This is a genomic window from Pricia sp., assembly GCF_041745955.1.
In the GTDB taxonomy this organism is placed as follows: Bacteria; Bacteroidota; Bacteroidia; order Flavobacteriales; family Flavobacteriaceae; genus Pricia.
This window is the reverse complement of the sequence record NZ_JBGTHY010000281.1, coordinates 1-10,519: the sequence shown is the minus strand read 5'-3', so window position 1 is coordinate 10,519 and position 10,519 is coordinate 1. Positions and strand designations below refer to the sequence as shown.

The window sequence follows — 10,519 nt, the reverse complement described above, 5'->3', positions numbered from 1 at the left end:
AACGGTTCCGTTAAAGCCAGTCATATTTTAATTGGATATGAAGGCGCGGAAAGGGCGAATCCGGAGGTATCCCGAACCAAGGAAGAAGCTGAAACCGAAGCAAAGCGACTGTTGAGGGAAGCCCGAAAAAAGGATGCCAAGTTCGTAGAGCTGGCAAGGGATAATTCCGACGGCCCTTCTGCACCTAACGGGGGAGATTTGGGCTACTTTCAGGAAGGAAGAATGGTGCCCGAGTTCAACGATTTTGCCTTCCAAAACCCGGTAGGGACCATCGGCATGGTGGAGACCAGTTTCGGTTTCCATATCATCAAGGTCGACGATAAGCGCGATATCGTACAGATAGCCAATTTGGCCCGAGAGATCGAACCATCCGAAGGCACCATAAACAAGTTGTTCACCGATGCCACACAATTTGAGATGTCCTCTATTTCGTCTGACAAGGCATTTTCGGATCTGGCCAAGGAGAGCAAGTACACCGTGAGACCGGTAAACAAAATCAAGGCTACCGATGAAAACCTACCGGGACTATCATCTCAGCGTAGCATGGTGCAATGGGCCTTTAGCGAGGATACTAAAATCGGGGATATAAAACGTTTCGACCTCAATAGCGGCTATGCAGTAGCCCAGTTGACCAAGAAATATGACGAGGGCCTGATGTCGGTCGAAGATGCTTCGGCAACAGTTCTTCCAAAAATCAGGAAAGAACGAAAGGCGGCCCAAATCATTTCTGCCAATAAGGGGAAATCCATCGAAGATATAGCTAAAGATAACAACGTGAGTACTTCAACGGCTTCGGCCTTGAACGTGAAATCCCCGACCATTCCCGGTTCGGGATCTGAACCTGCCGTTGTCGGCGCTGCATTCGCCATGAAACAAGGCGATACTTCTGATCTGATAGAGGGCAACACGGGCATTTTTAAAATTACGGTAACCAAGAAGATTCCGGCTCCTAAGCTGGACAACTATAGCACTTATGCCAGTTCGGTGAAGGCGACGCGTGAGGCGCAAGTGAACTCCGAGGTGTACAACGCCTTAAAGGATGCTTCGGAAATCGAGGATAATCGGGCGGCGTTTTATTAGGTCTAGTTTGTTCGCAGACCTATCAGGTTTAAACTTCTAAGGGTTTTTTAATTCCCCGATGCTTGCATCGAGGTAGTTCATTGCGCAGAGTGCCTTCCAGTTTACATATTTGAAAAGAAACGAAAAACCTGACAGGTCTAGCCCGCCGGTTCCAAAACCATTTCCGGATACGGCAAAACGGTCTCATATCCCAATCCCTCAAAATACATAGGGGTAGTACCATCTCCGGTAGCCAAAACAAAATCCCCGCCCCAGGCACCTAGACTTTTTACGATTCCCGTAAAATCCGGGAATAGCAATTCTTTAACGGTCGGCATTTGAAGTGTCTGGGATAGCAGTGTCTCATGTTGCGTCATTAGCGATTCAAATTCAGAAAGACTTTTGCAGGAAACGGTTTCCCGGGTAATTTCGGATACTTGTCGTGCAAGTTTGGCGTTGTCAAAATCTTTTTTCCGGTAGGCGGCGATACCCTCCCTGCTGTTCTGTTTTTTATTTAGATGGATGAAGTAGAGCTTGTCCCGAAAAGGCGGATTGAAATTGACTTCTTCCACTTCGGCAATTGGCAAAGATGGCGTGCCTCTTTTTTGGGTGTATGGCCTATTCTTTTTGCGACGATACAGAATAGGGCTTTTATACTGCGCACAGGCAATGTCGTAACCACTTCCAGAAAAGACGTTCCATAGCAGTTCGTAAGCATCGACTTCGGCCCATTGCGCAATATTGTTAATCAAAGTGGATGAGGAGCCAAGTCCCCAATCCCTGGCAAAAGTCATTTTTGTTTCTACCGCGTATCCTTTCTTATCGCCAAGAAAATAGGGATTCAACGTATGCGCTTCCCTTAAAATTTTCAACAAGGTTACGGCGATAGCCCTCTTCTCTCTAGACTGGTGATGGGCGTGGTCATTGAACCCGAGAGTAATGTGGCCGGTGTCGGGAGAGAAAGCACTTTGTTCTTTTGGGGTGTTTTCGGGTGGTGATAGGTCGAATGTACCTTCAAACCAAATCGCGCCGTTTTCATCATAACTTTTCCATTGCAATGTGTTTGAAGCAACTTCTTTCAAAGACAAAGACTGTCCGTACTTTGTCGGCACGGCCAAGCTTAAAGCACCATCCAACACAGCGTACTCACCTGTGAGCAATAGTTTTCCGTTGCTGTAAAATTCTTTGGCCATTTACGACTTTCTTAGCTTTTCAAAAGCTGTTACCACTGCACTATGGGTTGCCACATTTTTCTTAAAATGTTCTGTCAATTTAGTCTTTTCCGCTTCGGTAGCCCCCAGTTGGTTGAGAACGTTCATCAGGTGCATTTTCATATGCCCTTCTTGAATGCCCGTTGTCACCAGGGAACGTAAGGCCGCGAAGTTTTGCGCCAGTCCCGCTACCGCAACGATTTGCATCAGTTCTTCCGCGGAAGGCTTTCCTAGAACTTCCAAGGCCAACTTTACGAGGGGATGCAAGGTGGTCAGTCCGCCTACGGTGCCAATGGCCAGCGGTACTTCGATCCAAAATCGGAAGGTACTATCTTTTACTTCGGCATGGGTAAGACTGGAATACTGTCCATCTTTGGCGGCATAGGCGTGGATGCCCGCTTCGACCGCCCTGAAATCGTTGCCGGTAGCGAGAATTACGGCATCGATTCCGTTCATGATGCCCTTATTGTGGGTTACGGCCCGATGGGGCTCCACTTTGGCGATTTCAACCGCCCTGACCATCTTTTGTGCAAAATCTTCGGAAGAACCGGTTCCGTCTCCATGTAATTCATCGATGGGGCAGCTCACCTCGGCCCGTACCAAACAATTGGGCACGTAGTTGGAGAGGATGGCCATGACCACCTCGATATTTCTTTCTTCCCCGTTAAACGCCGGGAAATCTCGCGCACCTTCTTTGAGGGTGGCGGCAAACTGCTCTAAACAGGAATTGATGAAATTGGCGCCCATAGCATCCAAGGTCTGAAAGGTACAATGCAGCTGATAATAGTTTGCCAGGGAATCCGTTTTGTCGCGCAACCCGATTTCGGTGATCCCGCCACCCCGCTGCTTCATGTTTTTGGTAATCGAAACGGCGTCGGAGTAGAGTTTTGGTTTTATTTCTTTGAAAAAAACGATTAATTTTTCTGTATTTCCTGAATAGATAAAGTGTACCTGTCCGATTTTTTCGGTGCCCAGAACGGTAGTCTTGAAGCCACCGCGTTTCAACCAGAATTTGGCGGCCTTGCTGGCAGCGGCTACCACCGAGCTTTCCTCGATAGCCATGGGAATGGCGTACAGCCTATCGTTAATTAAAAAATTAGGGGCGATGCCGAAAGGTAGGTAATAGTTGGTCAGGGTGTTCTCGATAAACTCATCGTGCAATCGCTGAAGTGTCTTGTCCGTATTCCAGTAGCGTTTCAGGACATTCTTGGCAGCTTCGGGATTTTCGGTGTAATTGGCGGTAATCCAATCCAGTTTTTCGGCCTTAGTCAGTTTCGAGAATCCCTCGATGGGCTTGGTCATAGCAAACGGTTTCGTGGTATAAATATACTGATAAAGGAAAGAAGCGTGTCGCTGATAAACAGCTAAAATAGTTTCCGAACCTATAGAAAAGTCTAGCCCGCCCGAAAGGTATGGCCGTGGAAAGGGACCCATCGGTATAAAACATCCTACGTATTGTCCGGAAAGTTTATTTATTCCTCAAAATAGCATTAAACTTGAATGATTTAATCTATTTTTAACTTCCTATGAAAAAATCGTTCCTTTCCTTATTTTTGATGGTCGGTTTCCTGACCGCTACCTTGGCCCAGAAGAAAGCTATAACCGTAGAAGAAATCTATTCTGGCACCTTCCGTACCGAAGGTCTTGAAGCCCTCCGTTCCCTGAACAACGGAAAGCAATATACCATCTTGAACGTAGATGGTTCAGCGGGTATCAGTACTATCGACAAATACGATTACGCCACCTTGGAAAAGGTCGCTACGATACTTTCTTCCGCCGACCTTGCCGAAATCGGTAGTTTTTCGTCCTACGAATTTAACGACGATGAAACGAAAATCCTTCTGGCTACGCAGGTGGAGTCCATTTTTAGGCGGTCTACTTTAGGCATATTTTATGTGTATGATGTCGGTACAAAGACGCTGACCCGGATTTCCGAAGGAAAAATACGCGAGCCTGCACTATCCCCAGACGGAAAAAAAGTAGCTTACGTCTCCGAGAACAATCTGTATCTTTTCGATATCGCATCCAAAGAAACCGAACAGATGACCTCTGATGGGGTAAAGAACAAGATCATCAACGGGGTAACGGATTGGGTCTATGAAGAGGAATTTGCCTTTGTGCGGGCTTTTGCATGGAATTCCGATGGCACCAAAATTGCGTTTCTCCGCTTCGATGAAACTGATGTACCCGAATTTTCTATGGATGTATATGGGGAGGACCTTTATCCATCCCAAGAAACCTTTAAATATCCAAAAGCGGGAGAGGATAATTCGATGGTTACACTTCATCTCTTTGATGTAGCATCGAAAAAGACATCAAAAGTGGACTTGGGAACCCCATATTACATCCCGCGGATACAATGGATGAACAATGCCGGTCAGCTGAGTGTACAGACGCTGAACCGCCATCAGAACCATTTAAAGTTACATGCCGTAAATGTAAATAACAATTCGGTCTCGCTTTTGCACGAGGAGAAAGACGACGCCTACGTCGATGTCACCGACGACCTTACTTTTTTGGCCGACGACAGTTTTATCTGGACCAGTGAACAAGACGGCTATAACCACATTTATCTCTACGGTCAAGACGGCAAACTGATGAACCAGATTACCAAAGGCCCTTGGGAGGTGACCCGTTATTTTGGCTACGACCAGAAAGGGGGCAAGGTCTACTATCAGTCCACCGAGAACGGTTCCATCAACCGTGGCGTCTACAGTATCGACAGCGGTGGGAACAACAAAAAAGCCCTCGCAGCCGAAGAAGGCACCAATTCGGCGGATTTCAGCGCTGATTTCACCTATTTTATCAATACCTTTTCAAGTGCGACAACACCTCCGGTATATACCTTACACAAAGCTTTGAACGGCAAACAGATCAAGGAGATAAAGAACCACCAGGCCTTGCTCACGAAATTGAAGGGCTATCAATTCCTACCCAAGGAATTCTCCACGATTGCCATCAACGGTAATGAACTCAACATGTATATGATCAAGCCTGCGAATTTTGATACCTCTAAAAAATATCCGCTTTTGATGTACCAGTACAGCGGCCCCGGTTCGCAGAGCGTCGCCAATCAGTGGTTTAATGACAGGGGTTATTGGCACGAGGTGATGGCCGCCAAGGGGTATGTAATCGCCTGTATCGATGGTAGGGGCACCGGTTTTAAGGGGCGTGATTTTAAAAAGGTGACCTACTTGAATTTGGTGAAATACGAGACAGAAGACCAGATCGCTGCCGCTAAAAAATTGAGCGAACTGCCCTATATCGATGAGAAACGCACAGGTATCTGGGGCTGGAGTTTCGGCGGACACATGGCCACCAACTCGATTTTAAAGGGAAACGAGGTTTTTGAAACGGCCATAGCGGTAGCCCCGGTCACCTCGTGGCGTTTCTACGATACCATCTACACCGAGCGTTTTATGCGTACTCCCGAAGAGAATCCTAGTGGGTATGACGACAATTCTCCGTTCAATTATCCGGAATTGCTAAAGGGAAATTACCTTCTGATTCACGGTTCGGGCGACGACAACGTACATGTGCAGCACTCCATGCGCATGATCGAGGCCTTGGTACAGGCCAACAAACCGTTCGATTGGGCCATTTATCCCGATAAGAACCACGGTATTTACGGGGGTATGACCCGTGTGCACCTGTTCAATAAAATGACAAGGTTCATTACTGAAAATCTTTAACAAAACCCGTAAATCCATGGCAGCATCGACCAAACCTACCCACCAAAAAGAACTTTTCGGACATCCCGTTGGGCTGTATGTTCTTTTTCTGACCGAAATGTGGGAACGCTTTTCCTATTACGGCATGCGCGCGTTGCTGGTTATTTACATGACGGCAAAAACCTTGGACCTTGATCCACAAAGTGGTTTAGGATGGACGGGAACCGAGGCTTTGGCATTGTACGGTTGGTATACCATGCTGGTCTATGTAATGAGTATTCCCGGAGGGCTGATCGCCGATAGGTTGATCGGTCAAAAATGGTCCGTCGGTATTGGTGCTATTTTATTGACCATGGGTCATGGTGTTCTGGCCATTGATGCCTTATGGGCATTTTATACCGGTTTAGGCTTGATCATCTTAGGGGTAGGCATGTTAAAACCTAATATTTCAACTATGGTCGGCGGTCTTTATAAAGCCAACGATATTAGAAGGGACAAAGGCTTCAGTATTTATTATATCGGCATTAATCTTGGCTCCTTTTTAGCGTCATTATCGGTCGGTCTGGTGGCCAAGGAATATGGTTGGCATTGGGGTTTTGGCCTAGCGGGCATAGGAATGTTCTTTGGCTTGATCGTATACCTCATCGGACAATACTACTATTTGCCACATGTAGGGAACGCTCCGACGGTCGAGGAAAAAACAGGGGATATTAGTTTGGGCACACTCTTTTCGCAATTGCTAAAATCTCCGCTACAATTAGGTATTGTAATCGTATTATTGATACTATCTGTTTATGCCGGATTTACTTTCGAAGGCCCTGATAATTGGGGATATGGAGCATTATTTATCTTTCTTTCCCTAATAACGGGAATGATGATGATGATCTATAAAAACCTGAACGGACAGGTTGAAAAAGATCGGTATGTCGTTTTATTGCTTTCCCTGCTTATCGTGATGGCCTTTTGGGGCTGTTTTGAACAAATGGGAGGATTGATGAATCTTTACGCGGAGGAAAAAACGAATCGAATGCTGTTGGGATGGGAAGTGCCGACCGCCTGGTTCCAAGGGGCGAACGCCGGATTTATTCTTCTGTTATCGGTAGGGGTCGCCAATTTCTGGGCGAAACGTAAGTTAAAGGGCAAAGAAGCATCCTCGCTCTTCAAGATGGCCACAGGTATGATCGTTATGGGCGTTGGATTCATATATATGGTATTTGCTTCGATGCAATACGAGAGCGACGGGAGTTCGGCGATGTATTGGTTGGTATTGGCCTATCTTTTTCACACCCTTGGGGAGCTTTCCCTGTCGCCGGTTTCGATGTCATTCTTTACCAAATTGGCCCCGGCGCGTTATATGGCGTTGATGATGGGCGTATACTGGGCCGCAACAGGTTTGGGTAACAAAGTGGCCGGGGTGGTGGGCGAGAGCTCGATTAAAGCTGGGGAACTTAAAGTTTTTAGCGGACTTTTCATTTTTGCCGTTCTTTTTGGAATTTTGGTCATTCTTCTTCTAAAACCCTTGCAAAGATTGACGCATGGCGCAGAGGACAATGAAACCGAAATCAAGGAAGACGACAATAAAGGCCCCGAATTGGCCGGCCCGGCTAACTAGCTGTCGATTGGGGTCGAGAATTTATGGGCACTACCTTATTTTCCATAATGGTATCTACAGCTGTAAATTAAAATGGAATTCTCTTCTACTTGATAGACCAGCCGATGTTCCCTATCAATTCTCCGTGACCAATAGCCCGATAGATCATATTTTAGAGGTTCGGGATTGCCAATTCCCTCAAAGGGTGTTCTTTGAATACTGATAATCAAAAGATTAATCCGTTTCAGTAGTTTTTTGTCTTCCCTTTGCCAAGAAACATAGTCTTCCCAAGAATTTTTTGTAAAAACAATTCTCATTTTTGCAGGTCCTTAAGGTCTTTTTCCACCTTCTCTCCGGACTTCATTTGTTGGATGGATTCAAATAACCTATCCGCATTGGCTTTCGAACTTAATAAATGAACCGTTTCCATCATAGAATTATATTCATCTAACGAAATTACAACGGTGCCTTTGCCCGTTTTTCTTTTTATAATAAGCGTTTCGTTATTGTCCTCAACATTATCCAAGTAGTTTTTCAACTCGGTCCTGAATTCAGTAAAATTGGCTGCAAGCATGACTTTAGTATTTATTAAGTACAAATATAAGTACTTAATTGAGATTTTCAAAATTTTGTTTAGTTTTAGTCAAAATAGTAGGCCCCATCTTCCCCTGTAAAATAAAATCTTTGCTTTTTCTCTTCACAGGTTTTTCTCCACCGTTCAATATAACTTCTATAATTACTGCCATCGGCAATAATCGTTTCCGGACGAATGGAATCGATCAACCTTTTCAGGTTCAGTTTGGGCGACCCGGTCAACAACACATAATCCGAATAGGTGTTTTTCTTTGGATAGACGCCCAAACTGTCGATGATCAGGAGGTTTTTGTCATGCCAACGATAGCCATTTCTGAGCGGGCGATGTTCTGTGGATGTAATCCGTTCTGCGATTTGATACGCTGTAGTCAAGCGTTCAAGTCTTCGGACATCTGGTGCCATGACCGCCAATCGGTTTCCAGTTTGGTGTATCAAGACCGAGTTTTTCGTTTGATGGGCTAAGAACAGGGTTTCTTTTTGCCCGGTCTCATAGGATGTGCCAAAGAGGTACAGCTGGAATCCGATGACGGCCATTGATAGTGCGATTGCCTTTTTAAAGGTCGGTTTTGAAAAGAAAAATACTGCGCAAGTTAGGATGGCATAGGCCAGGACGAGCTGTACTGCATCAAAAGAAATATTCCGAAACACAAAGTCCTCCTGTTGGGAAATCCAGCCGATAATAGCGTTCATCCAGCGGATCAAAGTGTCGTAGGCAGTGACCAATATATCTGGTAAGCTGTTGAGCAGTGCCAAGAAAATGACCAGGATGCCCATACCCAGAATCAGTCCCAATGCCGGAACGATCAAAAGGTTCGAGATAAAGAACAGTCCCGGAAATTGGTGGAAATAGAACAGACTTATGGGCAACACGCCCAATTGAGCCGCAATACTGACCGAGAGCAACTGCCAAAAATATCTGATGATTCTGTTCTTCGGATGCCACAACCGTTCGAGTAAAGGGTACATCCAAACAATAGCGAATACGGCCGCGTAGCTCATTTGAAAGCCCACTTGAACTATAAGCAGGGGATCAATGATCAATAGGATGAAGAACATGGAAAGCGCCAGAATATTGAAGGTATTGCCCGGTCTATTGAGGTAGAGGGCATAGGCAACGAAAGAAAACATGGTAACCGCCCGAACGACGGATGCCGACAGCCCTGCCAACAGGGCAAAGCCCCAAAGCAGGCCAACGATCAAGATCAATTTTATTGTTTTTCCTTTGGGCAATCTTTCCAAGGGCCTGAGCAAAAATTGCAGTAAGAGTAGAATGATACCAATGTGCAATCCGGATACCGCAAGAATATGTACCGCCCCCGCATTTTTGTAACTGTCGTAGGTTTCTTCCGAAATTTCGTTGCGCTGCCCGAGCAACAGGGCCTGTATAATCCCCAATTCCTCTTTTCCGAAATGGGCTTTTTTCAGGTTGGTGATAATTTGATTTCGGAATCTTGCGGCCATCCCATACATCGTCCTTTCCGGATTTTGGGTCGTGAGAAAGTCGTTCCCATGCAACCGCATCTGATTCGAGATTCCTAAGCCTTCCAAATAGTTTTGATAGTCGAACTGATGTGGGTTCAATGGTGGATTTATGACGGAAAGCTCGGTGTAAACGATTAGCTCGTCATCTGCTTCTAGCTTTTCGGCCAAGCTATCTAGAGGAAAACTCAACAATAATCTTCCGGATGCTTTTTCGTTTTCCAGTGCCAAAACCTTGGCTACATAGCGATCTGAGTAGGTAGACGATTTGAGTACTTCATGTATTTTGATTTTCCACAGGTGGCTTCCCGTAACATCTTTGTGGGAGTAGTGTCCCGGCTGGTTTTTGGGATAGGTCGACGACACGGCCAAGATTCCAATGGAAATAGTTGTAAGTACAACCAAAATCCCAAATAGTATGGAGTTTTTACCGTGTGTGGTGAATGGGGTTGCGCGCTTGTCCCTGTAAAAAAGAAATCCGAGCAGTACTAAAAACAGTACGGCAAAAGTTACGGGTAGAAAGACATCAGGCTGCAAATACCTGCCCAAAAGGATCCCCAAAACCAATAATAATGTCAGTTTTATGGGGACGAAACGCAGCAGGTTCATGGCGATGTATCAATGAGACAATTATGAAACGCATCAATATACCGATTTGGAGATGTTTCGATTTGAAAATTCGGAAATAATCGATAAAGGTACCCACCTGACCGCCAAGAGGACTTATTATGGAAACAGTATAGTTCTTAAATAAGAACTATCTCCCTTGGATTGGAGTTTGAATTTGATTTTTAAGGTTGAACTTGAACCTGAACTTGCGCTTGTATTTACAACACTCGTGTCGCCCTTACAAAAGCACTGTTCCAATAGCCTTCGCGAAGCGACGAGACGATGACACCCCGCGAACTTGAGGA

8 protein-coding genes are annotated in these 10,519 nt (G+C 45.6%); 3 read left to right on the top strand and 5 right to left on the bottom strand.

What is annotated here, in order from left to right; genetic code table 11:
• The coding region (locus tag ACEW8S_RS10425; protein ID WP_373518092.1) for a peptidylprolyl isomerase at positions 1-1,080 on the top strand (1,080 nt) is incomplete at its 5' end.
• Between the two features lie 137 nt (positions 1,081-1,217).
• Here the strand turns inward: ACEW8S_RS10425 and ACEW8S_RS10420 are convergent.
• Both ACEW8S_RS10420 and ACEW8S_RS10415 read right to left on the bottom strand, forming a co-directional pair.
• Entirely contained in the window at positions 1,218-2,252 is a 1,035-nt protein-coding gene (locus ACEW8S_RS10420; protein ID WP_373518091.1) for a GYDIA family GHMP kinase, read from the bottom strand.
• Entirely contained in the window at positions 2,253-3,572 is a 1,320-nt protein-coding gene (locus ACEW8S_RS10415) for a hydroxymethylglutaryl-CoA reductase, degradative (protein WP_373518090.1), read from the bottom strand.
• 224 nt (positions 3,573-3,796) lie between these two features.
• Here ACEW8S_RS10415 and ACEW8S_RS10410 point away from each other — a divergent pair, with 224 nt between their 5' ends.
• Together ACEW8S_RS10410 and ACEW8S_RS10405 are read left to right on the top strand one after the other, a co-directional pair.
• On the top strand, positions 3,797-5,962 hold the full coding sequence (locus tag ACEW8S_RS10410; RefSeq protein WP_373518089.1) for a S9 family peptidase: 2,166 nt from the start codon (positions 3,797-3,799) through the stop codon (positions 5,960-5,962).
• A 16-nt stretch (positions 5,963-5,978) separates the two neighbouring features.
• A complete protein-coding gene (locus ACEW8S_RS10405) occupies positions 5,979-7,553 on the top strand; it encodes a peptide MFS transporter (RefSeq protein WP_373518088.1) in 1,575 nt (524 codons plus the stop codon).
• A 35-nt stretch (positions 7,554-7,588) separates the two neighbouring features.
• On the opposite strand, the gene ACEW8S_RS10400 is transcribed toward ACEW8S_RS10405, so the two are convergent.
• The 3 genes from ACEW8S_RS10400 to ACEW8S_RS10390 all read right to left on the bottom strand — a co-directional run bounded on the left by ACEW8S_RS10400 (position 7,589) and on the right by ACEW8S_RS10390 (position 10,214).
• The gene (locus ACEW8S_RS10400; RefSeq protein ID WP_373518087.1) at positions 7,589-7,849 is read right to left on the bottom strand and encodes a Txe/YoeB family addiction module toxin; all 261 of its coding nucleotides are present in this window, start codon (positions 7,847-7,849) and stop codon (positions 7,589-7,591) included.
• Positions 7,846-8,106, bottom strand: coding sequence for a type II toxin-antitoxin system Phd/YefM family antitoxin (locus tag ACEW8S_RS10395; RefSeq protein WP_373518086.1), 261 nt, complete (start codon positions 8,104-8,106; stop codon positions 7,846-7,848). The genes ACEW8S_RS10400 and ACEW8S_RS10395 overlap by 4 nt, the downstream gene beginning before the upstream one ends.
• Positions 8,107-8,171: 65 nt before the next feature.
• Positions 8,172-10,214 carry a ComEC/Rec2 family competence protein gene (locus ACEW8S_RS10390; protein WP_373518085.1) on the bottom strand — a complete coding sequence of 681 codons (2,043 nt, stop codon included), beginning with the start codon at positions 10,212-10,214 and terminating at the stop codon, positions 8,172-8,174.
• Between the last annotated feature and the right edge of the window lie 305 nt (positions 10,215-10,519).

What these genes read in the sequence shown, in the direction of transcription:
- ACEW8S_RS10405 (WP_373518088.1), top strand. Translation starts at nt 5,979, where the DNA reads ATGGCAGCATCGACCAAACCTACCCACCAAAAAGAACTTTTCGGACAT.
- ACEW8S_RS10400 (WP_373518087.1), bottom strand. Translation starts at nt 7,849, where the DNA reads ATGAGAATTGTTTTTACAAAAAATTCTTGGGAAGACTATGTTTCTTGG.
- ACEW8S_RS10390 (WP_373518085.1), bottom strand. Translation starts at nt 10,214, where the DNA reads ATGAACCTGCTGCGTTTCGTCCCCATAAAACTGACATTATTATTGGTT.
- ACEW8S_RS10410 (WP_373518089.1), top strand. Translation starts at nt 3,797, where the DNA reads ATGAAAAAATCGTTCCTTTCCTTATTTTTGATGGTCGGTTTCCTGACC.
- ACEW8S_RS10395 (WP_373518086.1), bottom strand. Translation starts at nt 8,106, where the DNA reads ATGCTTGCAGCCAATTTTACTGAATTCAGGACCGAGTTGAAAAACTAC.
- ACEW8S_RS10415 (WP_373518090.1), bottom strand. Translation starts at nt 3,572, where the DNA reads ATGACCAAGCCCATCGAGGGATTCTCGAAACTGACTAAGGCCGAAAAA.
- ACEW8S_RS10420 (WP_373518091.1), bottom strand. Translation starts at nt 2,252, where the DNA reads ATGGCCAAAGAATTTTACAGCAACGGAAAACTATTGCTCACAGGTGAG.